This is a genomic window from Micromonospora echinaurantiaca (assembly GCF_900090235.1).
Classification (GTDB): Bacteria; Actinomycetota; Actinomycetes; order Mycobacteriales; family Micromonosporaceae; genus Micromonospora; species Micromonospora echinaurantiaca.
Genome location: NZ_LT607750.1, coordinates 3806824 through 3832500, shown reverse-complemented (window position 1 = coordinate 3832500; position 25677 = coordinate 3806824). Strand labels below are relative to the sequence as shown.

The following is a 25677-nucleotide window of genomic DNA, read 5'->3' as shown; positions in this document are numbered from 1 at the left end:
TGCGTGTGATACCTGTCAGGGGTTGCGTGGTCGGGGTTGTGGGACCCTGCTACATGAGCTGACACTCGTGTGAGGAGTTACAAAGTCAGTGGCTAGTCGAACAGTCTGGAAAGGCTGACCGTAGACGGTGATAGTCCGGTAGGTGAAAGTTGCTGATCTCCTGTGGGTGTTCCCGAGTAGCGGCGGACTCCTGAAATCTGCCGTGAATCTGCCAGGACCACCTGGTAAGCCTAAATACTTCCTGGTGACCGATAGCGGACGAGTACCGTGAGGGAATGGTGAAAAGTACCCCGGGAGGGGAGTGAAATAGTACCTGAAACCGTTCGCCTACAATCCGTCGGAGCCTTTAGGGGTGACGGCGTGCCTTTTGAAGAATGAGCCTGCGAGTTAGTGGCATGTGGCGAGGTTAACCCGTGTGGGGGAGCCGTAGCGAAAGCGAGTCTGAATAGGGCGATTCAGTCGCGTGTCCTAGACCCGAAGCGGAGTGATCTAGCCATGGGCAGGCTGAAGCGCGGGTAAGACCGCGTGGAGGGCCGAACCCACCAACGTTGAAAAGTTGGGGGATGACCTGTGGTTAGGGGTGAAAGGCCAATCAAACTCCGTGATAGCTGGTTCTCCCCGAAATGCATTTAGGTGCAGCGTCGCGTGTTTCTTGCCGGAGGTAGAGCACTGGATGGTCTAGGGGGCCCACAAGCTTACCGAAATCAGCCAAACTCCGAATGCCGGTAAGTGAGAGCGCGGCAGTGAGACTGCGGGGGATAAGCTTCGTAGTCGAGAGGGAAACAGCCCAGATCACCAGCTAAGGCCCCTAAGCGTGTGCTAAGTGGAAAAGGATGTGGGGTCGCATAGACAACCAGGAGGTTGGCTTAGAAGCAGCCACCCTTTAAAGAGTGCGTAATAGCTCACTGGTCAAGTGGTTCCGCGCCGACAATGTAGCGGGGCTCAAGTACACCGCCGAAGCTGTGGCACTCACACAATGACTTCGCCGGCGCCTTCGGGTGTTGGTGCAGGTGTGTGGGTGGGTAGGGGAGCGTCGTGCCGGGGGTGAAGCAGCCGAGTGATCGAGTTGTGGACGCGGCACGAGTGAGAATGCAGGCATGAGTAGCGAAAGAAGGGTGAGAAACCCTTCCGCCGGATGACCAAGGGTTCCAGGGCCAGGCTAATCCGCCCTGGGTGAGTCGGGACCTAAGGCGAGGCCGAGAGGCGTAGTCGATGGACAACGGGTTGATATTCCCGTACCCGCGAAAGAGCGACCCTGATGAACCTCGTTGTGCTAACCACCCAAACCGGCGGCGACCTTCGGGTCAATGTTGGGGAGCGTGGGAACCTGGCGGGTAGTAGTCAAGCGATGGGGTGACGCAGGAAGGTAGCTGATCCCGGCCGGTGGTTGTGCCGGGGTAAGCGTGTAGGCCGTGCTGTAGGCAAATCCGCAGCACATGTAGGCTGAGACGTGATGCCGAGCCGATTCAGGTGAAGTCAGTGATCCTATGCTGCCGAGAAAAGCCTCTAGCGAGTTCTGAGCGGCCCGTACCCCAAACCGACACAGGTGGTCAGGTAGAGAATACCGAGGCGATCGGGCGAACTGTGGTTAAGGAACTCGGCAAATTGCCCCCGTAACTTAGGGAGAAGGGGGGCCGGAGACGTGAAGCCCCGCGCGGGTGGAGCGTTGTATGGCCGCAGAGAGCAGGGGGAAGCGACTGTTTACTAAAAACACAGGTCCATGCGAAGAAGTAATTCGATGTATATGGACTGACGCCTGCCCGGTGCTGGAACGTTAAGGGGACCTGTTAGCTCTTCGGGGCGAAGCGGAGAACTTAAGCGCCAGTAAACGGCGGTGGTAACTATAACCATCCTAAGGTAGCGAAATTCCTTGTCGGGTAAGTTCCGACCTGCACGAATGGCGTAACGACTTCCCCACTGTCTCAACCACAGGCCCGGCGAAATTGCATTACGAGTAAAGATGCTCGTTACGCGCGGCAGGACGGAAAGACCCCGGGACCTTTACTATAGCTTGACATTGGTATCCGAATTAGCTTGTGTAGGATAGGTGGGAGCCGGTGAAGTCCATACGCCAGTATGGGTGGAGGCAATCTTGAAATACCACTCTGGTTGATTTGGGTATCTAACTTCGGACCGTGATCCGGTTCAGGGACAGTGTCTGGTGGGTAGTTTAACTGGGGCGGTTGCCTCCTAAAGGGTAACGGAGGCGCCCAAAGGTTCCCTCAGCCTGGTTGGCAATCAGGTGTTGAGTGCAAGTACACAAGGGAGCTTGACTGTGAGACTGACAGGTCGAGCAGGGACGAAAGTCGGGACTAGTGATCCGGCACTTGCGTGTGGAAGCGGTGTCGCTCAACGGATAAAAGGTACCCCGGGGATAACAGGCTGATCTTCCCCAAGAGTCCATATCGACGGGATGGTTTGGCACCTCGATGTCGGCTCGTCGCATCCTGGGGCTGTAGCAGGTCCCAAGGGTTGGGCTGTTCGCCCATTAAAGCGGTACGCGAGCTGGGTTTAGAACGTCGTGAGACAGTTCGGTCCCTATCCGCCGTGCGCGTAGGATACTTGAGAAGGGCTGTCCCTAGTACGAGAGGACCGGGACGGACGAACCTCTGGTGTGCCAGTTGTCCCGCCAGGGGCACGGCTGGTTAGCTACGTTCGGAAGGGATAACCGCTGAAAGCATCTAAGCGGGAAGCTCGCTTCAAGATGAGGTATCCCACCACCCATTGGGTGGGTAAGGCCCCCAGCTAGACGACTGGGTTGATAGGCCGGAAATGTAAGCCCGGTAACGGGTTCAGTTGACCGGTACTAATAGGCCGAGGACTTGACTACTAAGCTGCTACGCGTCCACTGTGCAACTCACAGCAAACGAACAACAGACCACTGTGTGGTGTTGTTTGATATGTTGATAGAGTTACGGCGGTCATGGCGGAGGGGAAACGCCCGGTCACATTCCGAACCCGGAAGCTAAGCCCTCCAGCGCCGATGGTACTGCACTCGTGAGGGTGTGGGAGAGTAGGACACCGCCGGACAATCTTCCAGTCGAGGGCCGCCCCATCCGGGTCGGCCCTTGACTGCGTCGCGCCGTTGGTGGCGCAATCAGGAAGGATGTACCCGTGAGTTCAGGACCCCAGGGCGGAGACCGTCCGCGCCGCTACGACGACCGCCAGGGGGGGCGCGACAACCGCCCCCGTGACGACCGCGGCGGCCAGCGCGGCGGTGACCGCCGCGAGGGTGGCTTCCGCGGCGGGCCGCGCGATGGCGACTTCCGGCCGGGCGGCTACCGGCGGGACGCCGGCGATCGGGATGGCGGGTTCCGCGGCGGCGAGCGCCGCGAAGGTGGCTTCCGCGGCGGTGACCGCCGTGAGGGTGGCTTCCGCGGTGGTGACCGTGAAGGCGGTTTCCGCGGTGGTGAGCGCCGTGAGGGTGGCTTCCGTGGCGGCGATCGCCGTGAGGGTGGCTTCCGTGGCGGCGACCGTGAAGGCGGTTTCCGCGGTGGTGACCGCCGTGAGGGTGGCTTCCGCGGTGGTGACCGTGAGGGCTTCCGCGGTGGTGAGCGTCGCGAGGGTGGCTTCCGTGGCGGTGACCGCCGTGAGGGCGGCTTCCGTGGCGGCGACCGTGAAGGCGGTTTCCGCGGTGGCGATCGCCGTGAGGGTGGCTTCCGCGGTGGTGACCGTGAGGGCGGTGCGCCCCGTGAGGGCTTCCGCGGTGGCGAGCGCCGCGAGGGTGGCTTCCGCGGTGGTGACCGTGAGGGCTTCCGGGGCGGTGACCGCCGTGAGGGTGGCTTCCGCGGTGGTGACCGTGAGGGCTTCCGCGGCGGCGAGCGCCGCGAGGGCGGCTTCCGCGGTGGTGACCGTGAGGGCTTCCGCGGCGGTGACCGCCGTGAGGGTGGCGCGCCGCGTGAGGGCTTCCGTGGCGGCGACCGCCGTGAGGGTGGCGCGCCGCGTGAGGGCTTCCGCGGCGGCGACCGCGAGGGCTTCCGTGGTGGCGAGCGTCGTGAGGGTGGCTTCCGCGGTGGCGACCGCCGCGAGGGCGGCGCGCCCCGTGAGGGCTTCCGCGGCGGCGACCGCGAGGGCTTCCGTGGTGGCGAGCGTCGTGAGGGTGGCTTCCGCGGTGGCGACCGCCGCGAGGGCGGCGCGCCCCGTGAGGGCTTCCGCGGCGGTGAGCGGCGCGAGGGTGGCTTCCGCGGTGGCGACCGTGAGGGCTTCCGGGGCGGCGAGCGTCGTGAGGGCGGCTTCCGTGGCGGCGACCGTGAAGGCGGTTTCCGCGGTGGCGAGCGTCGCGAGGGCGGCTTCCGCAGTGGCGACCGCCGCGAGGGCGGCGCGCCCCGTGAGGGCTTCCGCGGCGGTGAGCGCCGCGAGGGTGAGCGCCGCGAGGGTGGCGCCCCCCGTGAAGGCTTCCGCGGCGGCGAGCGTCGTGAGGGTGGCTTCCGCGGTGGCGACCGTGAAGGCTTCCGCGGTGGCGAGCGTCGCGAAGGTGGCTTCCGCGGTGGCGAGCGTCGCGAAGGTGGCTTCCGCGGTGGTGACCGTGAAGGCTTCCGGGGCGGTGACCGTCGTGAGGGCGGCTTCCGTGGGGATCGCGAGGGCGGGTACCGGGGCGGGGATCGCCGCGACGAGCGGCGGGAGCGTCCCGAGGCCGCGGCCGAGCGCGCCCCCGCGCTGCCCGACGAGATCGTCGCGACCGACCTCGACAAGGACGTCCGCGCCGAGCTGCTCTCGCTGGCGAAGCCGGTCGCGGAGACGGTCGCGCGGCACCTGGTCGCCACGGGTCAGCTGATCGACGAGGACCCGGCCGAGGCGCTCGCGCACGCGCTGGCCGCTCGGCGGCTGGCGTCCCGCATCGCCGCCGTCCGCGAGGCGGTGGGCCTTGCCGCGTACCACGCGGGCGAGTGGCAGACGGCGATCGCCGAGCTGCGCACGTACCACCGGATGACCGGGCTGCAGAGCCACCTGGCGGTGCTCGCGGACTGTGAGCGGGCCCTGGGCCGGCCGGAGCGGGCGATCGACCTGTTCCGTGGCGCGGACCGGGAGAAGCTGGACCAGGCCACCGCCATCGAGCTGCTGATCGTGGCCGCCGGGGCCCGGGGTGACCTGGGCCAGAAGGACGCGGCGGTGGCGATGCTCCAGGTCCGCGAGCTGACCAGTGAGGCGACCGAGTCGTGGGCGGCCCGGCTGCGGTACGCGTACGCGGACGCCCTGCTGGCGGTCGGGCGGCGCGAGGAGGCCCGGGAGTGGTTCTCCCGGGCCGCCGACGTGGACACCGAGGGCGAGACCGACGCCGCGGAGCGGCTGCTCGAACTCGACGGCGTGCTGATCGAGGGCGACGAGGAGGACGAGGAGTCGGCGGAGGAGATCGCCGCCGGCCCGGGTACCCCCGGCGCGGTGCCGGCCCGACCGGACGCGGACCTCACCGGCGACGCCGGCGGTACGCACGACGCGGACACCAGCCCCGACCAGCGTGACGCGGCCGACGCGGCCAGCCCGGACCAGGGTGACGCGGACGCCGGCCCGGACCAGGGTGACGCGGAGACCGGCGCCGAGCGGCGCGACGCGGCCGACGACCGGGCGGACGTCGATGCCGCCGAGTGGCGGGACGAACCGCAGGCCGCCGAGGTGCCGACGGACGACCTGGCCGACGACGAGCTGACCGAGGCCGAGGCGCAGTCGGTGGCCAGCGCCGGCGACGCGCCGGCCGGGGACGTCACCGCGACGTTCCGGGCGGCCGGCGAGGAGCCCGGATCGGCGACGGCCGCCCCGACCGGCGCGACCCCGGCGGACGAGCCGGAGTCGGACCGGCGGTGATCGACGGGGAGCGGCTGGTCGACGGGTACGCCCTGGTCGTCTTCGACCTGGACGGGGTGATCTACCTGATCGACCGGCCGATTCCCGGCGCGGTCGAGGCGGTCACCCGGCTGCACGGGGAGGGGCGGTTGGTGGCGTACGCCACCAACAACGCCTCGCGCCGGTCCAGCGAGGTGGCCGACCTGCTCACCGGCATGGGCGTGCCGGCCCACCCCGACGAGGTGCTGACCTCCGCGGCGGCCGCCGCCGAACTGCTGCGCGACCGGTTCCCGGCCGGCAGCCCGGTGCTGGTGGTCGGCGCCGAGGCGCTGCGCGCGGAACTGCGCGCGGCCGGCCTGACCCCGGTCGGCACGGCCGAGGAGGACCCGGTCGCGGTCGTGCAGGGGTACGGCCCGCAGGTCGGCTGGGTGGACCTGGCCGAGGCGGCGGTGGCCGTCCGGGGCGGGGCCACCTGGATCGCCACCAACACCGACCGGACCCTGCCCAGCGGGCGGGGCCCGCTGCCGGGCAACGGGGCGCTGGTCGCCGCGCTGCGCACCGCGCTCGACCGGGACCCGGACGTGGTGGTCGGCAAGCCGGAACCGGCGCTGTTCGGCACCGCGGCCCGCCGCGCCGGCCAGGGCCGGACCCTGGTGGTGGGCGACCGGCTGGACACCGACATCGAGGGGGCCCGGCGGGCCGGCCTGGACAGCCTGCTGGTGCTGACCGGGGTCAGCGACGTGGCCGAGCTGCTCGCCGCCCCGGCCGAGCGCCGGCCCACGTACGTCTCGGTGGACCTGACGGGGCTCTTCGACCCGGCGGCCGTGGTGCGGGTGCCCGCCCCGGCGGACGCCGCCGGTTGGTCGGTGGCGGACCGCGACGGGGCGCTGGAGCTGTCCGGCGCGGGCCGGACGCTGGACGCGTTGGCGGCGCTCTGCGCGGCCGCCTGGTCCGCGCCGCGGCCGGCGCCGGTGCGCGCCGCGTCGGCGGAGGCGGGCCAGGCCCTGGCGGCGCTCGGCCTGACCGGCTGAGGGTACGCACCCGGCGGGCACGGGCGGCCACGCTGCCGGATGCCCGCCGCCGGCCAGCCGCACGGTCGGCACGGGGGTCACGTCCGCTGCCGCCGACCGTCGGCCCCGTCAGCCGCGGACCGACCCGGCCAGCCGGACGGTCAGAGCAGCTTGCGCAGCTTCATCAGGTCGAACGGGCTCGCCTTGATCGACACCCGGCGGGACGCCACGGCGCGGGTCACGTCCAGTTCGCCGCGGACCAGGGCGACCAGGTCGTCGCTGCTGGTGCTCAACGCGATCTTGGCTTTCGGGTCGTCGCCGTCGGTCATCTCGACCAGCCGGCCGTCGGCGATCCGCCCGTGGAAGGCGGTGTCCAGGTCGGTGATCCGGCAGGCCAGCGTGCGGTCCAGGTCGACCCGTTCCCGCACCGTCTCCGCGTTGCGGTCCAGCCGGTCGGCCAGGTCCTGCAACGCCTGTCGGCACTCGTCCACGCTGGCCACATCGCCCCCTCACCGGTAGCCACGCCGTCCCCGGCACCGTACCGCACGGGGTGCCCCGCCGGGCCGGTAGCGTGACACCTGCACACCTCCACCCCGCGGAAGGACTCAGGCATGCAGGACGCGTGGCGCGCCTACCTCGAGCTGGCCATGGGCCTGACGGAGGCGCCCCGGAAGAAGGCCCAGGACGCCGTCCGTCGGCTCGTCGGCTCCGGCGGGGCGACCGCCGCCCAACTCCAGGGCCTCGCCGAGGAACTGCTCTCCACCGGCGCCGCCAACCGGGAGGCGCTGACCAAGCTGGTCCGCTTCGAGGTCGACCGCGCGCTCGGCGCGGTGGGCCTGGCCACCGCCGACGAGGTCGCCGAGCTGACCCGCCGGGTACACGAGCTGGAGCGCCAGGTGCGCGAGGCCAAGGGCGGCCCGTCCGGCCCCGTACCGCAGGCACCCGCCCCGGCCCCGGCCACCGAGGCGCCGGGCGGGCCGACGCCGGACGCCGAGGCGCCGGGTGCGGCGGAACCGGCCGTGCCGACCAAGGCCGTCGCGAAGAAGGCGGTCGCGAAGAAGGCGGTCGCGAAGAAGGCGGTCGCGAAGAAGGCGGTCGCGAAGAAGGCCGTGGTCAAGAAGCCGCCGGCCACCGTCACCCCGGCCCAGGATGAGGCCGGCCAGGCCGAGCCGGCCCGGCCGGTGAAGAAGGCGCCGCCGCGCAAGCAACAGCCGGGCGGTGCCGAGTGAGGTCCGCGCCGACCCGTCGAGGCGCGCGGTGACCGGCCCGGCCCGTCCCGGACCGCCGCCCGGCGCCCGTCCCGGACCGCCGCCGGGCGCTCGTCCCGGGCCGCCGCCCGGCGCACCGCGTCCGGCGGTGCTCGACGACACCGGCGAGGTTCGCCACCCCGCCGTCGACGCCGCCGTCCAGGCGATGATCAATGCGGCGGACCTTGCCCCGGCGGACCAGATCGCGCAGTACGAGGCGGCCTACGAGACGCTGCGGGAGACCCTCGCCACCATCGACCAGGCCTGAGGAGACCGGAGAACCACCCATGGCACGTCGTAACCGGCTGGACGCCGAACTCGTCCGCCGCGGTCTGGCCCGCTCGCGCGAGCAGGCCGCCGCGTTGGTGGAGGCCGGCCGGGTGCAGCTGCGCGGGGTGCCGGCCCGCAAGGCCGCCGCGATGGTGGACCCGGCCGACCCGCTGCTGGTCACCGGCGAGGACCCCAGCTCGGAGTACGTCTCCCGGGGCGGGCACAAGCTGGCCGGCGCGCTGGCCGCGTTCGGCCCGGGGCTGCGGGTGGCCGGCCGCCGCTGTCTGGACGCCGGCGCCTCCACCGGCGGCTTCACCGACGTGCTGCTGCGCGCCGGCGCGGCCGAGGTGGTCGCCGTCGACGTCGGGTACGGCCAGCTCGCCTGGCCGCTGCGCAACGACGCCCGGGTGCACGTCTTCGAGCGCACCAACGTCCGTACGCTCACCCCGGAGGCCATCGGCGGGCCCGTCGAGCTGACCGTGGCCGACCTGTCGTTCATCTCCCTGCGCCTGGTGCTGCCGGCGCTAGCGGGCTGCACCGGCGCGGACGGTGACCTGGCGCTGATGGTGAAGCCGCAGTTCGAGGTGGGCAAGGAGCGGGTCGGCGCGGGCGGGGTGGTCCGCGACCCGGCGCTGCGGGCCGAGGCGGTGCTGGACGTGGCGGCCGCCGCCGCGCAGCTCGGGCTGGGGCTCGCCGACGTGGCCGCCAGCCCGCTGCCCGGGCCGAGCGGCAACGTCGAGTTCTTCGTATGGTTACGCCGGGACGCACCACCGGCCGACCCGGAGCGGGTGCGGGCCGTGGTGGCGGCCGGGCCGGGCGGTCCGGCGGCGTCCGGCGACGTGCCGGACGCGGCGACGGAGGAGGTGGCCGGGTGAGCGCGGTCGCGAACGGCGGGGACGTGCGCGGCCGGTCCGCGCCCCGGTCGGAACGGACGGTCCGGTGAGCCGGACCGCCCTGCTGGTGACGCACACCGGCCGCCGGCGCAGCACCGAGCACGCCCGGGCGGTGGCGGCCGACCTGATCGCGGCCGGCTTCGAGGTGCGGGTGGTCGCCGAGGAGGCCGACGACCTCGACCTGCCCGGGGTGATCCCGGTGACCGGCCCGAAGGCCGCCGAGGGCGCCGAGATCGTCTTCGCCCTCGGCGGGGACGGCACCTTCCTGCGCGCCGCCGAGCTGGCCCGGCCGGCGAAGGTGCCGCTGCTCGGCATCAACCTCGGCAAGGTCGGCTTCCTGGCCGAGGCCGAGATCGACGACCTGGACAGCGCGGTACGCGACGTGGTCGGCCGGAACTACACGGTGGACGAACGGCTCACCCTGGACGTCACCGCCGAGTTCGACGGTGGCCCGACCATCGAGTCCTGGGCGCTCAACGAGATCAGCGTCGAGAAGGGCGAGCGGGCCCAGATGCTCGAACTGCTCGTCGACGTGGACGGTCGGCCGCTGTCCCGCTACGGCTGCGACGGCGTGGTCTGCGCGACCCCCACCGGCTCCACCGCGTACGCGTTCTCGGGCGGAGGGCCGGTGGTCTGGCCGGAGGTGGAGGCGCTGCTGCTGGTGCCGATCAGCGCGCACGCGCTGTTCAGCCGCCCGCTGGTCACCGCGCCCACCTCCACCTTCGCGATCACCGTCGACCCGTTCACCACCCTGGCGGTGCTCAGCTGCGACGGCCGGCGGGTCTACGACCTGCCGCCCGGGGCCCGGGTGACGGTGCGGCGCGGGGCGCTGCCGGTGCGCATCGTCCGGCTGCGGGCCCGCCCCTTCACCGACCGGTTGGTGGCCAAGTTCGGGCTGCCCGTGCACGGTTGGCGCGGCTCCCGCCGCTGACCCGCGACCAGCCCCTGCCGCAGGGCACATTGGCGGCGCGGCGGCCCGACGGTGAACACCGGGCCGACCCGCGCCGTCGCGCGGGTGTCCACCTGGCGACATGTCGCCGGTGCGGCAACCGTCGCTAGTGACCGCAGGATGATCTCCGTCGCAGACTCCGATCGGTCGGTTCCCACCGGTGCCGGCCCTGGAGTAGAGGAGCTCATCCATGCACTGGCCCCCACGCTGGCTCGCCGCCGGCGCGGTCGGCGCGCTGGTGGTCGGACTCGCCGCCCCGGCGTCCGCCGCCCCGCCCGACCGACCCACCGGCCCGACCCCGGGCACACCCGCCCCGGGCGGCGCCGCGCCCGTCCGGATCACCCTGATCACCGGTGACCAGGTCGAGCTGTCCTCGGCCGCACCCGGCCGGGTGGCCGCCACCGTCCGCCCCGGCCCCGGCCGCGAGCGGGTCACCTTCCAGACCATCGAGGTCGACGGCGGGGTGCGGGTGCTGCCCAGCGACGTCGTGCCGTACCTCTCCGCCGGGGTGCTCGACCCGGACCTCTTCGACGTGCATGAGTTGGCCGCGGACGGCTACGGCGACGCCGACCAGGGCGCGTTGCCGCTGATCGTGCGTTACCAGGAGCCGGCCGCCGGTCGGGTCCGCCCGCTCGCCGGGGCCACCGGCGCGCGGCCGCTGGAGAGCATCAACGGCGCCTCCCTGCGGGTCGGCAAGGGCGACCTCGGTGGCCTGTGGACCGCGCTGCGGGCCGCGCCGGCCGCCCGTACCGCCGCCGACGGCCCGGCCCGGCTCGGCGCCGGCATCGCCCAGGTCTGGCTGGACGGACGAGTCCGCCCGGCGCTGGAGCACAGCGTGCCGCAGGTCGGCGCGCCGACGGCCTGGGCCGCCGGCCGGGACGGCGCCGGGGTGCGGGTCGCGGTGCTCGACACCGGCGCCGACGCCGACCACCCGGACCTGGCCGGCCGGATCGCCGAGAGCCAGGACTTCTCCGGCACCGGGAGCGCCCGCGACGGGCACGGCCACGGCACCCACGTGGCGGCCACCATCGCCGGCAGCGGCGCGGCCTCGGACGGGCTGCGCAAGGGCGTGGCACCCGGCGCGCGGCTGCTCGTCGGCAAGGTGCTCGACGACGGCGGCAGCGGCTACGAGTCGGCGATCATCGCGGGCATGGAGTGGGCCGTGCACTCCGGCGCGAAGGTGGTCAACATGAGCCTCGGCGGCGGCCCCACCGACGGCACCGACCCGATGAGCGAGGCGCTCAACGACCTGACCGCGCAGACCGGGGCGCTCTTCGTGGTCGCCGCCGGCAACGAGGGCGCGGCCCGCACCGTCGGCGCCCCGGGCGCGGCGAACGCGGCGCTCACCGTCGGCGCGGTGGACCGCGCCGACCAGCTGGCCGACTTCTCCAGCCGTGGCCCCCGGATCGGCGACAGCGGCCTGAAGCCGGAGATCACCGCGCCGGGCGTCGGCATCGTCGCCGCCCGGGCCGCCGGCACCGGCATGGGCACCCCGGTGGGGGAGGCGTACACGGGAGCGTCCGGCACGTCGATGGCCACCCCGCACGTGGCCGGCGCGGCCGCCATCCTCGCCCAGGAGCATCCGGACTGGACCGCCGGGCAGCTCAAGGACGCGCTGGTCAGCACCGCGAAGGGCAACCCCGAGCTGACCGTCTACGAGCAGGGCGGCGGCCGGGTCGACGTGCCCCGGGCGCTGAGCCAGCGGGTGTACGGCTCGGCCACCGCCGACTTCGGCCGGCTGACCGGCGACGCGGCCGCCGAGCGGACCGTCACGTACACCAACGGCACCGCGGCGGCGCAGACCCTGCGGCTGGGCCTGGAGTTGCGCAACCTGGACAGCGGCGCGGCCGAGACCGACGGCGTGTCCGTCGGCGCGGCCGAGGTGACCGTGCCGGCCGGCGGCAGCGTCGCCGTGCCGCTGCGGGCCGACCCGGCCAAGCTGGACCGCGGCCCGCACGGCGGCTGGCTGGTGGCGACCGGCGCGGACGGCGTGACGGTACGGACCGCCGTCGGGTTCACCCTCAGCGGCCCGCAGCACACCGTGACCCTCCGCGCGCTGGGCATCACCGGACAGCCCGGCCCGGCGCCGGTCATCACCCTCTTCGGCGAGCACCCCGAGTCGGACCGGCTGCTCTACACCTTCGGCGGCGACGTACAGGTGCAGGTCGAGGAGGGGCCGTACCTGCTCCAGGCGCTGATCGAGCACGGCGCCCCGCTGGACGAGCAGATCACCCTGGTCACCGACCCGGAGCTGACGGTCGACCGGGACCTCACCGTGCTGCTCGACCCGCGCAAGGGCACACCGGTGCGGATCGAGACGCCGAAGCCGGCGGAGCAGCGCGCGGCGATCAGCTTCTACGAGCACCGCGTCTTCGGCAACGGCCGGCAGGTCGACCACGGCGTGATGACGTTCAGCACGATCCAGCAGGTGAACGTGACCCCGACCCGCCCGGTCAGCCGCGGCGAGTTCGAGTTCTCCTCCCGCTGGCAGCTGGTCAAGCCGATGGTGGACGCCACGGTCAGCAAGGTGGCCGGCCCGCTGGACATCAACCTGCTGCACCAGTCCCCGGCCCCCACCGGGCGGCGGAAGCTGCCGCTGGTCTGGGCCGGCACCGGCAGCGCCGCCGAACTGGCCCGGGCCCGGGGCGCCGCCGCGCTGCTCACCGCCGACCCGGAGCGCTCGGAGGAGGAGCAGGTCGCCGCGGCCGCCGCGGCCGGCGTGGCGGTGGTGCTCATCGTCCGCCCGGCGGACTGGAGCGCGTGGACGGTCTGGAACCCGGTCGGCGACCGGCTGCCCGTCCCGGCCATGGTGGTCGCGTACGACGACGGCCAGCCGATGATCGCGGCGGCCCGCACCGGGCGCGCGACGCTGGACCTCACGCTGACCGTGGACAGCCCCTACCTGTACGACGTGTTCCAGGTGTCGAGGGGCCGGGTGCCGGAGCGGATCGTGCACAAGGTGACCGCGGCGAACACCGCCGAGGTGACCACGCGCTACGCCGACACCGGCGGGCTGGACTGGACCAAGGAGCAGCGGTTCGGCTGGCGTCCCTGGCAGGAGTACTCCTGGAACGACGACCAGCGGATCGCGCGCAGCGGCAGCACCCGGCAGGAGTGGGTGAGCGCCGGCGACTCGTGGTGGCAGCACCGGGTGATGCACCGGCTCACCTGGTCGAGCTGGGGTCGGCTGCTCGGCGGGCTGACCCAGCAGCCGCGCCGGTACACCGGCACCGACCGGGACACCGAGACCTGGCACGGGCCGGTGGTTCGGCCGGCCGTGCCGGCCGCCGGCGCCCCGGTGCCGCGACGCACCGGGGACACCCTGGACCTGCGGGTCGCCGAGTTCGTCGACGCCGACGGGCACTTCGGCGTCGCCGGCACCAGCGAGGAGCAGGACGTGGTCGAGGCCCGGCTCAGCCGGGACGGGCAGCAGATCGCCGACTTCAGCGGCGGCTGGGCGCCGGTGGCCACCACCCCGCAGGCCGCCCGTTACCGGCTTGACCTGACCACCCGCCGCTCGTCGGAGGAGTGGCGCTGGGCCACCCGGACCGAGACGAGCTGGCAGTTCGGCTCGGCCCGGCCGGCCGGCGACGCGGCGCGGCCGTTGTCGCTGCTGCAGGTGGACTACCAGGTGCCGGCCGGCCTGCGCGGCGAGGTGTCCGGCCGGCACGGGCACCGGATCGGTCTGACGCTGCGCCAGCCGGCCGGCGTACCGGCGCCGAAGGGCACCAGCCTGCGGGTGGAGGTGTCCCTCGACTCCGGCGCGACCTGGCGGTCGGTGTCGGTGCGCGGCTCGGGCACCCGCTACACCGCGCTGGTGCCGGCGGGCACGGGAGCGGTGTCACTGCGGGTGCACGCCGCCGACCGCGCCGGCAACGTCGTCGACCAGACCGTGATCGACGCGTACGGCCTGCGCTGAGCCGGCGTCCGCGCGGGGTCGACCCCCCTCACCCGCGCGGACGCACCGCCGGCCCGTCCGGCTGCCACCGAGCGTTGGTCGGCAGCCGGACCGGGCCGCGGCCCGTCGCCGCCGGCACCGCCTTCGGGTGGCGGATGCCGGCGGCGGCGGGTGCCGGGGGGCGGCGCGGCCGGCGACAGGTGCCGGCGGCCCGGGTGCCGGGGACGGCGCGGCCGGTGGTGGGAAGCCGGGCGGGTCAGAGCCAGCCGCGCCGGGCGGCCTGGTAGGCCAACCCCGGGCGGGTGTCCACCCCGGCGGCCGTCATCAGGTCGGCCAGCCGGCGCTGCACGGTACGCCGGCTCACCCCGAGCTGGGAGGCGATGGACTTGTCCGGCACCCCGGCCACGAAGAGCGAGAGCAGCCGCACCTCGTCGGCGTCCGGCTGGTAACCGTCGGCGTCGTCACCGGCCGGCGCGGTGGCCGACCGCAGCGGGATCGCCACCCGCCAGTGGCTCTCGAAGAGGGCGATCAGCGCGTCGAGCAGTTGGCTGCTGCCGATCACCGCGGCGGTCGGCTCGCCGCTGTCCCGGTCGGGCACCAGCGGGCAGACCGCCGTCCGGGCGTCCACGATGGCCAGCCGGACCGGTAACCGGTCCAGCACCCGGGCCTGTTCGCCGGCCCGGACCCCCCGCTCCACGTCGGCCAGCGCGCCCGGTTCGAGGAGCATCTCCCGCTCGTAGATGGCCCGGTAGCGCACCCCGCGCGCCAGCGCGTCGAACTCCTCGAGGTTCTCCTCGCCCGACATCGCCAGCGGGTTGGCCCGGCAGAACCACAGCACCTCGTCGCGCGCCGAGTTCTGCAGGTCGCGCAGCCGTTCCCGGAGCACCCCGGCCCCGGTGATCACCTCGACCAGGTGGTCGGCGTCGTGTCGGCGCAGGCCGGCGCGGTACTCCTCGGTCAGCCGGGTGACCGCCACCCGGGCCGCCTCCAGCGCCTCCTGCCGGCGCAGCAGCGCCTCGCCGAGCGCGACGTCGGGCGCCAGCGGCCGCAGCGGCCCGTCCGGGTCGGGCCCGGTCGGCAGCACCAACCCCTTGCCGCGCAGGGCGGCCAGCTGGGCGACGACCTCGGCGCGCGGGCGGCGCAGCCGCCGGGCCAGCTCGTCGACCCGGGCCACGGTGAGCTGGACGAGGCAGCGGTACAGCTCCTCCTCGTCCACGGTCAGGCCGATCACGTCCAACACGGGGCTGAACTGTACGACGCCGCGACCCACGGCCTCGCCGGCTGGTCAACTGTCGGGGGCCGCGTCTACTGTCGGGTGCTGTGCTGGAAGAGCTGCGCATCACCGGACTGGGCGTCATCGAGGACACCACGCTGCCGTTGACCGGCGGGATGAACGTCATCACCGGCGAGACCGGTGCGGGCAAGACCATGGTGGTGACCGGCCTCGGCCTGCTTTTCGGTGGCCGGGCCGACGCCGGGCGGGTGCGGGCCGAGCCGGGTCGCGCCGTGGTGGAGGGGCGGCTGCGGCTGGCCGGCCGGGTCGCCGAGACGGTGCACGCCCGGATCACCGACGCGGGCGGCGAGCCCGACGAGGACGGCTCGGTGCTGCTCAGCCGCACGGTCACCGTCGAGGGCCGGTCCCGGGCGCACCTGGGCGGCCGCAGCATGCCGGTCTCCATGCTCGGCGAGGTCGGTGAGCAGGTGGTGGCCGTGCACGGCCAGTCCGACCAGCTGCGGCTGCTGCGCCCGGCCGAGCAGCGGGCGGCGCTCGACCGGTTCGCCGGCCCGGAGCACGAGAAGCTGCTCGACGCGCTGCGCGAGGCGTACACCGGCTGGCGGCGGGTGGTCGACGACCTGGCCGACCGGCGGCGCAACGCCCGCGAGCGCAACCAGGAGGCCGACCTGTTGCGGCTGGGCCTGGACGAGATCACCCGGGTCGACCCGCAGCCCGGCGAGGACGACGAGCTGAAGGCCGAGGCGCAGCGGCTGGAGCACGCCGAGGGGCTGCGCACCGCGGCCGGGCTGGCCCAGCAGTGCGTCGCCGGCGGGGTGGAGGCCGCCGACGACACGCCGGACGCGACAGCCCTGCTCGGCACTGCGCGGCGCACCCTGGAGGCGCAGGCCGGCACCGACCCGGCGCTGGGCGAGCTGGCGGCGCGGCTGGAGGAGGCGGCCACCCTGGTCGCCGACGTCTCCGCCGAGCTGTCGGCCTACCTGGCCACGCTCGACGCCGACCCGGCCCGGTTGCAGGCCGTCTACGAGCGCCGGGCGGCGCTGCGCGCGCTGACCCGTAAGTACGCCGACGACGTGGACGGGGTGATCGCCTGGGCCGAGCGGGCCCGCACCCGGCTGTCCGACCTGGACACCTCCGACGAGCTCCTCGACGAGCTGGACCGGGAGGCCCAGCGGTTGGCCGGCGAGGTGGCCGACCTGGCCGGCCGGGTGTCGACCTCGCGCCGCGAGGCGGCCGCCCGGTTCGCCGAGCAGGTCACCGTCGAGCTGGCCGGGTTGGCCATGCCGCACGCCCGGATCGAGGTGGCGGTGCTGCCCCGCCCGGCCGGGCGGGCCGAGCCGGCGTTGCCGGTCAACGGGGTCGAGGTCGGCGTGGGCCCGGACGGCGGCGACGAGGTCGAGCTGCGCCTGCTCGCCCACCCCGGCGCGCCGGCGCTGCCGCTGCAGCGCGGCGCCTCCGGCGGTGAGCTGTCCCGGGTGATGCTCGCCATCGAGGTGGTCTTCGCCGGCTCCGGCGGCCCACCCACGCTGGTCTTCGACGAGGTCGACGCCGGGGTCGGCGGCCAGGCCGCGGTGGAGATCGGCCGCCGGCTGGCCCGGCTGGCCCGCAGTCACCAGGTGCTGGTGGTCACCCACCTGCCGCAGGTGGCCGCGTTCGCCGACCGGCACCTGGTGGTGGCGAAGGACACCGGGGGCGCGGTCACCACCAGCGGGGTGCGCGTCGTGGAGGACACCGAACGCGCCCGGGAGCTGGCTCGGATGCTCGCCGGTTTGCCGGACTCGGACCTGGGTATCGCCCACGCCGAGGAGTTGTTGGCGGTGGCGGCCCGGGAAAGGCGGCCGTGACCCCGCCGATTGTGACCACAGGCACACCGGGGCGCGTCCCGGTGTGCTTCCCTGGGTAGGCGGCCCTGCTCAGGCATGTCGCGACAGCAAACCCTGCCTCACATGCCAGGATGGTCACGATGCGTCTACCCACGTTGCGCCGGACCCGGATCACGGAACCGGGCCGGATCGTCGGCACCGCCCGGCTCGATCGCCGTACGAAGCGGCTGGTCGGGCGGCTGCGTCCCGGCGACATCGCGGTCATCGACCATGTCGACCTGGACCGGGTCGCCGCTGACTCACTGGTCGCCGTCGGTGTCGCCGCGGTGCTCAACGCCAAGCCGTCGGTCTCCGGTCGCTACCCGAACCTCGGCCCGGAGGTGCTGATCGGCGCGGGCATCCCGCTCCTGGACGACCTGGGCGAGAGCATCTTCGAGCAGATCCGCGAGGGCGACGTCGTCCGGATCGAGGGCAACACCGTGTACGTCGGCGACGAGCCGGTGGCGCACGGCAGCCTGCAGGACGCCGAGACGGTGGCCAAGGCGATGGCCGACGCCCGGGAGGGGCTCTCGGTGCAGTTGGAGGCGTTCGCCGCCAACACCATGGACTACCTCAAGCAGGAGCGCGACCTGCTCCTCGACGGCGTCGGCGTACCGGAGATCCAGACCCAGATCCAGGGCCGGCACTGCCTGATCGTGGTCCGCGGCTACGACTACAAGGCCGACCTGGACGTGCTGCGCCCCTACATCCGGGAGTTCAAGCCGGTGCTGATCGGCGTGGACGGCGGCGCGGACGCCCTCGTCGAGGCCGGCTACACGCCCGACATGATCATCGGCGACATGGACTCGGTCACCGACGACGTGCTGCGCTGCGGCGCCGAGGTGATCGTGCACGCCTACCCCGACGGCCGGGCGCCCGGACTGGCCCGGGTCACCGGGCTGGGCGTCCCGGCGGTGACCTTCCCGGCCGCCGCGACCAGCGAGGACCTCGCCATGCTGCTGGCCGACGAGAAGGGCGCCTCGCTGCTGGTCGCGGTCGGCACCCACGCCACCCTGGTGGAGTTCCTCGACAAGGGGCGCGGCGGGATGGCCTCGACGTTCCTCACCCGGCTCAAGGTCGGCGGGAAGCTGGTCGACGCCAAGGGCGTCAGCCGGCTCTACCGGCAGAGCATCTCCGGCTCGTCGCTGCTGCTGCTGGTCCTCTCGGCGGTCGCCGCGATGGCCTCCGCCGTGGCGGTCTCCACCGTCGGCAAGGCGTATTTGGGCGTGGTCTCCGAGTGGTGGGACAATTTCGTGTTCCAGCTCGGCCAGCTCTTCTAGCTCCCCGACGATCAAGAGGCTGCAAGCGTGATCAATTTCCGCTACCACGTGGTGTCCCTGACCGCGGTGTTCCTGGCGTTGGCGATCGGCCTGGTGGTCGGCACGGCCGCCCTCAACGGCCCGGTGGCCGACTCGCTCAAGGAGAACGTCAACGCCCTGCGCAAGGACAACCAGCAGATGCGCCAGACGGTCAACAACCTGGAGCGGGAGCTGGAGATGGAGGAGGACTTCGCGGCCGAGATCGCCCAGGTCGTCCTGCCCGGCCGGCTCGCCGGCAAGCGGGTGCTGGTGCTCAGCCTGCCCACCGGTCGCGACCACACCGAGGGCGTGGTGAAGATGCTCCAGCTGGCCGGCGCCGACGTCACCGGCCGGGTCGACCTGCAGGACAAGTTCATCAACCCGGACAACAACAACAACCTGCTGGAGCTGGCGGTGACCGCCGCCCGCCCGACCAGCGCGCCGACCTCCGGCCTGCCGGGCAACGGGCACGGCGTGGAGACCTCCAGCGCCCTGCTGGCCAGCGTGCTGCTCGACCGGTCGCCGGGGGCGGCCCCGGTCAGCGAGGCCGACCGGCGGGCGGTGCTGGCCGCGTACAGCAACGCCGGCTACCTCACCACCGAGGACCGGGTGACCGGGGCGGCGGAGGCCGTGGTGGTGGTCAGCGGGCAGCCGTACGTCGACAAGGACTCGGCCAAGAAGGACGAGTCGGTGGTCAAGGTCGCCGAGCAGTTCGACCGCACCGGCGCGATCGTGGTCGGCGGCACCGGCTCGGCCGGCGGCAACCTGGTGGCCATCGTGCGCGGCGACCCGGTGCTGACCCAGACCATCTCCACCATTGACAACGCCAACACCATCCAGGGCCAGTTGGTCACCACCCTGGCGCTGGTGCAGCAGCTCAACGAGAAGAAGGCCGGACAGTACGGCGTCGGCGACAATGCCGCCTCGCTGCTGCCTAGACTGTCCCAGTGAGCGAAGGACGTACCCGGGTGTCCGGCCTGCCGGCCGTGGACGGGCCGGGCCGCGGTGGCGCGACGGCCGCCGCCGAGCGGAGCGGGGGAACGGCTTGAGCCTGCTGGGTCGACTGCTGATCGCCGGGGCCGGTGCGGCCGCCGCCCGGTACGCGCTGCGCGAGGTGCGTACCGCCCCGGTCGGGCCGGCGCTGGACCGGACGAACTTCCGCGGCCGCGCGGTCAGCCTGGCCGCCGGGCCGGCCCTGGCCGTGGGCGCGGCCGGGGCGGGCGCGTTCGGCGCGACCAGCGCCGCCTCGGGTGCCGCCGCGCTGGTCGCCGGCGTCGGGGCGGGCGCGGTCGGGCTCTACGACGACGTGGTCGGGGGGCGGCCGGAGCAGAAGACCGCCAAGGGCTTCGCCGGGCACCTCGCCGCGCTGCGCGAGGGGCGGGTCACCGCCGGCCTGATCAAGATCATCGGGGTGGGCGCGGCCGGTCTCGGCGCCGCCGCCCTGCTCGCCACCGACCCCCGGGTCGCCGCGCACCCCCGCCGGCAGGGTCAGCGCGCGTTCGGCCGCGGCGTGGACGTGCTGCTCGGCGCGGGGGTGGTGGCCGGCACCGCCAACCTGCTCAACCTGCTCGACCTGCGCCCCGGGCGGGCGCTGAAGTCCGGAATGCTGCTCGGCGCGCCGCTGGCCGGCGGCCCGCACGGCGGGATCGCCGCGGGCGCGGTGGGCGCCGCCGCCGGCCTGCTCCCCGACGACCTCGGCGAGCGGGTGATGGTCGGCGACAGCGGCGCGAACGCTCTCGGCGCGCTGCTCGGCGTCGCGCTGGCCGCCCGGACCGGCCCGGTCGGCCGGGCCGGCGTGCTCGCCGTGCTCGCCGGCCTCACCGCGGCCAGCGAGAAGGTGAGCTTCACCCAGGTCATCCAGCGCACCCCCGGGCTGCGCGAACTCGACGCGCTGGGCCGTCGCGCCGACTGACGTGACCACACCGGCACCCCTCGCCGGCACCGGCCGTGTCGCCGGAGCGGCCGCGCTCATCGCCGTCCTCACCGTGCTCAGCCGGCTCGCCGGCTTCGGCCGTACCGCCGTGTTCACCTGGACGCTGGCCCCCACCGACCTCGGCGGCACGTACGTCGTCGCCAACCAGGTGCCGAACTTCATCTTCGAGATCGTCGCCGGTGGGGCGCTGGCCAGTCTGGTCGTGCCGCTGCTGGCCGGCCCGGTGGCGGCGGGGGACCGGGCGAGCGTGGCCCGTACCACCGGCGCCCTGCTCTGCTGGACGCTGGCCCTGCTGGTGCCGCTGGCCCTGCTGGTGGTGCTGTTCGCCGGGCCGCTGGTCGGGGCGCTCGGCGAGGGCCTGAGCGCGGCCCAGCAGCACAGCGGCGAGCGGATGCTGCGGGTCTTCGCCCCGCAGCTGCCGCTCTACGGGGTGGGCATCGTGCTCACCGGCGTGCTCCAGGCGCACCGCCGGTTCGCCTGGCCGGTGATCGCGCCGCTGCTGTCCAGCCTCACCGTGATCGTGGTCTACCTCGGGTTCACCGCGGCCGAGGGCCGGCTGGCCACGGTCACCGACGTGAGCCGGAGCGGGGAGCTGTTCCTGGCGGCCGGTACCACGGCCGGCGTGGTGGTGCTCTCGCTGTCCCTGCTGATCCCGGTCCGCCGGCTGCGACTCGCGCCGCGGTTCGGGTTCGGCTTTCCCGCCGAGGCCCGCGCCCGGGTGGGTGGGCTGGCGGTGGCCGGGGCGGTGACGGTCACGGCGCAGCAGGTCGCGCTGATCGTCAGCCTCAACCAGGTCACCTACGGCGCCGCGGCCAACCCCGGTGTCTACAACCTGGCGCAGGCCGTCTACCTGCTGCCGTGGGCGGTGCTGGCGGTGCCGCTGGCGGTCGCCGCGTACCCCACCCTGGTGGCAGCCCGGGCGGCCGGCGACGAGGACGGCTACCGCGCCACGCTCGCCCCGGCGGTGCGCGGGGTGCTGCTGTTCAGCTTCCTCGGCGCCGCGGCGCTGGTCGGCGCGGCCGGTCCGGTCGGGCACTTCTTCTTCGACGGCGCGGCGGCGTCCACCGCCGCCGGGGCGGTCGCCGGCTTCGCCCCCGGACTGCTCGGCTACGGACTGTTCGCCCTGCTGAGCCGCGCGCTCTACGCCCGGGGCGAGACCCGGGCGGCGACCGGCGCGATCGCCGCCGGCTTCCTGGTGGTGCCGGCGGCGGCGCTGGCCCTCGGCGCGCTGCTGCCGCTGCGCGACCGGGTGCCCGCCGTCGCCCTGGCCAACTCGGTCGGGATGCTGGTGCTCGGTGGGCTGCTGCTGGTCGCGGTGCGCCGCTCGGCCGGGGCCGCCGCGCTCGCCGGGGCGGCCCGGGCGGGTGGTGCCGGACTGCTCGCCGGCGTGCTGGCCGCGGTGGCCGGCGCCGCGGCGGCACACTGGCTGGCGGCGGCCGGTGACGGGACCCCGACGACACTCGCGGCACTCGTGCAGGGCATGCTGTCCGGAGTCCTGGTCGGCGTGGTGTTCCTCGCCGTGGCCCGGCTGGTGGACCGGCGGGACGTGCAGCCGCTGCTCGCGGGGGTGCTGCGGCGGCTCGGTCGGGGGCGCCGGGCCGGCGGGGCGCGGCCCGACGGCGTGCCCCCGGAGCGGGGAGACGGGAAGGAGACGGTGTCCCGGTGAGCGCGTGGCGTGCGCCCGCGGGCCGCACGGCCGGCGACGGGAGTCGTGCCCGATGAATCCGGTACGGCGGGGGACGGGTGACCGGCGGTCGGCGGTCGCCGGGCGGAGGGGGTCGTGGTGACACAACCGGCACCGGTTCCCGGCTGGCACGGCACGGTCGGTCTGCTGCTCGCCTCCAGCACCGGCGGGGTCGGCCAGCACGTCCGCTCGCTGGCCGCCGGGCTGGCCGCCGCCGGCGTCCGGGTGCTGGTCTGCGGCCCGGCCGCGACCCAGGAACAGTTCGACTTCACCGGCGCCGGGGCCCGCTTCCACCCGGTGGAGATCCCGGCCAGCCCCACCCCGGCCGACGCGCGGGCGGTGGCCGCGCTGCGCCGGGCGCTCGGCGCCGAGCCGGTCGACGTGCTGCACGCCCACGGCCTGCGGGCCGGGCTGGTCGCGGTGCTCGCCCGGCCCGCCGCTCCGGTGGTGGTCACCTGGCACAACGCGGTGCTCGCCGGCGGCCTGCGCGGCGGCCTGTCCCGGCTGGTCGAGCGGATCGTCGCCCGCGGCGCCCGGGTCACCCTCGGCGCCTCCGCCGACCTGGTGGCGCGGGCCGCCGAGCTGGGCGCCGCGGACGCCCGGCTCGCCCCGGTAGCCGCGCCGACGCTGCCCGCGCCGCGCCGCCGCCGGGCCGCCGTCCGGGCCGAGTTCGGCGTCGCCGCGGACCAGCCGCTGGTGGTCTCCGTCGGTCGGCTGCACCCGCAGAAGCGGTACGACCTGCTGGTCGACGCGGCCGCCCGGTGGCGCGCCCGGACCCCGCCGCCGGTGGTGGTGATCGCCGGCAGCGGCCCGGCGTACCTGCCGCTGGCCGCCCGGGTCTCCGCCGCCCGCGCCCCGGTCACCCTGCTGGGCCACCGCACCGACGTGGCCGACCTGCTGGCCGGCGCCGACCTGGCGGTGGTGACCAGCGACTGGGAGGCCCGCCAGCTCTTCGCGCAGGAGGCGCTGCGGGCCGGCGTACCGCTGGTGGCCACCGCCGTCGGCGGCCTGCCCGAGCTGGTCGGCGACGCCGCGGTGCTGGTGCCGCCGGGCGACGTGGACGAGGTCGACGCGGCCGTGCGTGGACTGCTCGACGACCCGGCCCGTCGCGCCGACCTGGCCCGCCGGGGGGCCGCCCGGGCCGCCGACTGGCCCACCGAGGCGGACACCCTGGCCCAGCTCGCCGCCCTCTACCGCGAGCTGGCCCCGGACGCCGCCGGCCCGGCCACCCCCGGCGCCGACACCCCCTCGACGGGACGCCGGTGATGCTGCGCAGACTCGCCCCCGCCCTGCTCACCCTGGTCGTGGTGGCGCTCGGCGTCACCGCGCTGGCGGCCCGGCCGACGGCGGAGGCCCCCGGTCGCAGCGCCGACTACGTGGTGCTGGCCGGGGTGGCCGGGCTCCGCTGGGAGGACGTCGACCCGCAGACCACCCCGACGCTGTGGCGGATGGCCCAGCGGGGCTCCATCGGCTCGCTGTCGGTGCGCTCCGCGCACCGGCCGACCTGCCCGGTCGACGGCTGGCTGACCCTCGGCGCGGGCAGCTACGCGGCGTGGAACGGCAGCCGGCAGGCCGGCGGATGCCCGCCGGCGGCGGTCACCGTGGAGCAGCCGGACGGCATCGGCGCGAACCTGCCCGACCAGGAGAGCGTCGTGCTGCACAACCAGGAGCGGCTGCCGTGGGGCACCGTCCCGGGCTCGCTGTCCGAGTCGGTGCGCTGCTCGGTGGCGGTCGGGCCGGGGGCGGCGGTGGCCGCCGCCCGGCCGTTCGGCCGGGTCGACCGGTACGCCCCGGCGCTGCCGCCGGACCCGGCCGTGCTGCTCGGCTCCTGCGTGCTGAGCATCGTCGACCTCGGCACCGTGGCCGGCGAGGATCCGGCCGCCCGGCAGGAGGCGGCCCGGGCGGCCGACGCCCAGCTGGCCCGGGTGCTCGCCGCCCGCCCGCCGCGCTCGCTGGTGCTGGTCGCCGGGGTCTCCGACACCGACCTGCCGTCCCGGCTGCACGTGGCGGTCGCCGACGGGCCGGGCTGGGAGGGCGGCTGGCTCACCTCGGCGAGCACCGGCCGGGAGGGCTACCTGCAACTGGTCGACCTCGCGCCGACCGCGCTCGCCGCGCTGGGCCGGCCGATGCCCGAGCGGCCCTTCCTGGGCCGGCCCGCCGAGTCGGTGGGCGGGCGGCCGGCCGACCTGGCGACCGCGATCGCCCAACCGGCCGGCGCCGACCGGGAGGCCGCCGCCCAGCGGCGGGTCGCCGGCTGGTTCTTCACCCTGCTCGCCGCCGCCCAGGTGCTGCTCGGCCTGGCCGTGCTGCCGATGCTGCGCCGGGCCCGCCGGCACGCCGGCCCGTACGGCCCGGAACCGGTGTCCCGGCGGGTGGTGGCGGTGGTCGAGGTGCTGCTGATCGCCGCCGCGCTGGCCGTGCCGGCGGCCCTGCTCGCCGACGTGGTGCCCTGGTGGCGCGGCGAGCACGCGGGCGCCTGGTTCGCCGGGGTGACCGTCCTGCTGGTGGTCGGGGCGACCGCCGCCGTCCGGCTCACCCCCGGCTACCCGGCGACGCTCGGCCCGCTCGGCGCGGTGGCCGGGCTGACCACGCTGACCGTCGGGCTGGACGTGGTCACCGGCGCCCGGTTGCAGCTCAACGGCGTGGTCGGCTACTCGGCCCTGGAGGGTGGCCGGTACGCCGGGCTGGGCACCGTCGGGCTCGGCGCGTTCGTGGCCGGCGCGCTGCTCAGCGCGGGCTGGCTGGCCCAGCGGGTACGCCGCTCCTGGCGCCCGGCCGTGGTGGCCACCGTCGGCAGCGCCGCCGTGGTGGTCGTCGGCAGCCCCTACCTCGGCGCCGACCCGATCGGCGCCATCGCGCTGACCGCCGGGGTGTGCGTGGCCGCGGTGATCAGCGCCGGCGGGTGGCTGACGGTGAGCCGGCTGGCCTGGGCGGCGATGGCCGGGCTGGCGGTGACCGTCGGCCTGGCGCTGCTCGACCTGCGCCGGCCCGCGCCGGAGCGGGGCAGCCTGGGCCGGTTCCTGGCCGCGTTGGGCGACGGTACCGGCGGGTTGACCGTGCACCGGGCCAGTACGGCAAACGTGGAGACGCTGGTCAACAGCCCGCTGACCGTGCTGGCGCTGGCCGGCGCGTTGCTGGTGTGGTTCGCCCTGCTCCAGCCCTGGGGTGGGCTGATGCGGCTGTTCGGCATCTACCCGGCGGTCCGGGCGGCGATGGCGGGCACCGCCGTCGCCGCGGTGATCGGCGGGGTGCTGGGCGGGTCGGCGCTGGACGTGGCCGGGGCGGCCGGGGCGCTGGTGGTGCCGATGGCGGCGCTGTCCGCGCTGCGGGTGCTGGACCACTCCACCGACCGGACCCGGCCGGACGCCGGCGGGCAGCGCGACGAGGGCCCGGCGGGCGCTCCGGGCGCGGAGCGCTCGTCGACCGACGCCGTCCCGGACCCGTCCGGTTCCCCGTCCGCGCCGCCTGCCGACCCGGACGGACCATCGTCCGCGGAGGCGGGCGGGCCGTCGTCCGGGGCGGCGGCCGACCAGCCGCGGCCGGGGGAGCGGGGCCGCGCCGCCCGGGCGTCCACCGAGGTCGCGACCTCCTGACCGGCGGCGCCGGGCCGACCCCGACCGG

The 25677-nt window shown here is 74.5% G+C and carries 16 protein-coding genes and 2 rRNA genes (1 of these 18 only partly in view); 16 read left to right on the top strand and 2 right to left on the bottom strand.

All coding sequences use genetic code 11. The features are described from left to right. The 4 genes from GA0070609_RS17175 to GA0070609_RS17155 all read left to right on the top strand — a co-directional run. Positions 1-2830, top strand: a 23S ribosomal RNA gene (locus GA0070609_RS17175) (it extends 282 nt beyond the left edge of the window). An 83-nt stretch (positions 2831-2913) separates the two neighbouring features. Further along, positions 2914-3030: ribosomal RNA gene (rrf, locus tag GA0070609_RS17170) — 5S ribosomal RNA — on the top strand. A 1686-nt stretch (positions 3031-4716) separates the two neighbouring features. Continuing rightward, the gene (locus tag GA0070609_RS17160; RefSeq protein ID WP_408630672.1) at positions 4717-5799 is read left to right on the top strand and encodes a tetratricopeptide repeat protein; all 1083 of its coding nucleotides are present in this window, start codon (positions 4717-4719) and stop codon (positions 5797-5799) included. Next, a complete protein-coding gene (locus tag GA0070609_RS17155; protein ID WP_088994710.1) occupies positions 5796-6809 on the top strand; it encodes an HAD-IIA family hydrolase in 1014 nt (337 codons plus the stop codon). The genes GA0070609_RS17160 and GA0070609_RS17155 overlap by 4 nt, the downstream gene beginning before the upstream one ends. A gap of 140 nt (positions 6810-6949) precedes the next feature. On the opposite strand, the gene GA0070609_RS17150 is transcribed toward GA0070609_RS17155, so the two are convergent. Next, a complete protein-coding gene (locus GA0070609_RS17150; protein WP_088994709.1) occupies positions 6950-7288 on the bottom strand; it encodes an SCP2 sterol-binding domain-containing protein in 339 nt (112 codons plus the stop codon). 111 nt (positions 7289-7399) lie between these two features. On the opposite strand from GA0070609_RS17150, the gene GA0070609_RS17145 reads away from it, so the two are divergent. The 5 genes from GA0070609_RS17145 to GA0070609_RS17125 all read left to right on the top strand — a co-directional run bounded on the left by GA0070609_RS17145 (position 7400) and on the right by GA0070609_RS17125 (position 14066). Next, complete coding sequence (locus GA0070609_RS17145; protein ID WP_088994708.1) at positions 7400-8017, top strand: phasin family protein; 618 nt, start codon at positions 7400-7402, stop codon at positions 8015-8017. A gap of 28 nt (positions 8018-8045) precedes the next feature. Next, positions 8046-8303, top strand: coding sequence for a hypothetical protein (locus tag GA0070609_RS17140; RefSeq protein ID WP_088994707.1), 258 nt, complete (start codon positions 8046-8048; stop codon positions 8301-8303). Positions 8304-8322: 19 nt separating this feature from the next. Beyond that, the gene (locus GA0070609_RS17135) at positions 8323-9180 is read left to right on the top strand and encodes a TlyA family RNA methyltransferase (protein ID WP_088994706.1); all 858 of its coding nucleotides are present in this window, start codon (positions 8323-8325) and stop codon (positions 9178-9180) included. A 64-nt stretch (positions 9181-9244) separates the two neighbouring features. Further along, on the top strand, positions 9245-10129 hold the full coding sequence (locus GA0070609_RS17130) for an NAD kinase (RefSeq protein ID WP_088994705.1): 885 nt from the start codon (positions 9245-9247) through the stop codon (positions 10127-10129). Positions 10130-10337: 208 nt separating this feature from the next. Continuing rightward, positions 10338-14066 carry a S8 family serine peptidase gene (locus GA0070609_RS17125; protein WP_088994704.1) on the top strand — a complete coding sequence of 1243 codons (3729 nt, stop codon included), beginning with the start codon at positions 10338-10340 and terminating at the stop codon, positions 14064-14066. A 235-nt stretch (positions 14067-14301) separates the two neighbouring features. On the opposite strand, the gene GA0070609_RS17120 is transcribed toward GA0070609_RS17125, so the two are convergent. Next, positions 14302-15285: a helix-turn-helix domain-containing protein gene (locus GA0070609_RS17120; RefSeq protein WP_088997793.1), complete on the bottom strand. Its 984-nt coding sequence runs from the start codon at positions 15283-15285 to the stop codon at positions 14302-14304. Positions 15286-15365: 80 nt separating this feature from the next. Between GA0070609_RS17120 and recN the strand changes: the two genes are divergently transcribed. From recN to GA0070609_RS17085, 7 genes are all read left to right on the top strand, one after another. Next, a complete protein-coding gene (gene recN / locus GA0070609_RS17115; protein ID WP_088994703.1) occupies positions 15366-17123 on the top strand; it encodes a DNA repair protein RecN in 1758 nt (585 codons plus the stop codon). 119 nt (positions 17124-17242) lie between these two features. Next, positions 17243-18421, top strand: a complete 1179-nt coding sequence (gene steA, locus GA0070609_RS17110; protein ID WP_088994702.1) for a putative cytokinetic ring protein SteA — start codon at positions 17243-17245, stop codon at positions 18419-18421. A gap of 27 nt (positions 18422-18448) precedes the next feature. Beyond that, a complete protein-coding gene (locus GA0070609_RS17105) occupies positions 18449-19390 on the top strand; it encodes a copper transporter (RefSeq protein WP_088994701.1) in 942 nt (313 codons plus the stop codon). Positions 19391-19484: 94 nt separating this feature from the next. Further along, positions 19485-20351: a hypothetical protein gene (locus GA0070609_RS17100; RefSeq protein WP_088994700.1), complete on the top strand. Its 867-nt coding sequence runs from the start codon at positions 19485-19487 to the stop codon at positions 20349-20351. A 1-nt stretch (position 20352) separates the two neighbouring features. Further along, complete coding sequence (murJ, locus tag GA0070609_RS17095) at positions 20353-22038, top strand: murein biosynthesis integral membrane protein MurJ (RefSeq protein WP_088994699.1); 1686 nt, start codon at positions 20353-20355, stop codon at positions 22036-22038. A 117-nt stretch (positions 22039-22155) separates the two neighbouring features. Beyond that, entirely contained in the window at positions 22156-23322 is a 1167-nt protein-coding gene (locus tag GA0070609_RS17090; protein ID WP_088997792.1) for a glycosyltransferase family 4 protein, read from the top strand. Continuing rightward, a complete protein-coding gene (locus GA0070609_RS17085) occupies positions 23322-25649 on the top strand; it encodes a hypothetical protein (protein ID WP_088997791.1) in 2328 nt (775 codons plus the stop codon). Before GA0070609_RS17090 ends, GA0070609_RS17085 begins: the two co-directional genes overlap by 1 nt. Positions 25650-25677: the final 28 nt, after the last annotated feature.

Bases quoted from the DNA above. Each gene is read 5' to 3' on its own strand.
- GA0070609_RS17145 (WP_088994708.1), top strand. From the start codon at position 7,400: ATGCAGGACGCGTGGCGCGCCTACCTCGAGCTGGCCATGGGCCTGACG.
- GA0070609_RS17135 (WP_088994706.1), top strand. From the start codon at position 8,323: ATGGCACGTCGTAACCGGCTGGACGCCGAACTCGTCCGCCGCGGTCTG.
- GA0070609_RS17125 (WP_088994704.1), top strand. From the start codon at position 10,338: ATGCACTGGCCCCCACGCTGGCTCGCCGCCGGCGCGGTCGGCGCGCTG.
- steA (WP_088994702.1), top strand. From the start codon at position 17,243: ATGCGTCTACCCACGTTGCGCCGGACCCGGATCACGGAACCGGGCCGG.
- GA0070609_RS17085 (WP_088997791.1), top strand. From the start codon at position 23,322: ATGCTGCGCAGACTCGCCCCCGCCCTGCTCACCCTGGTCGTGGTGGCG.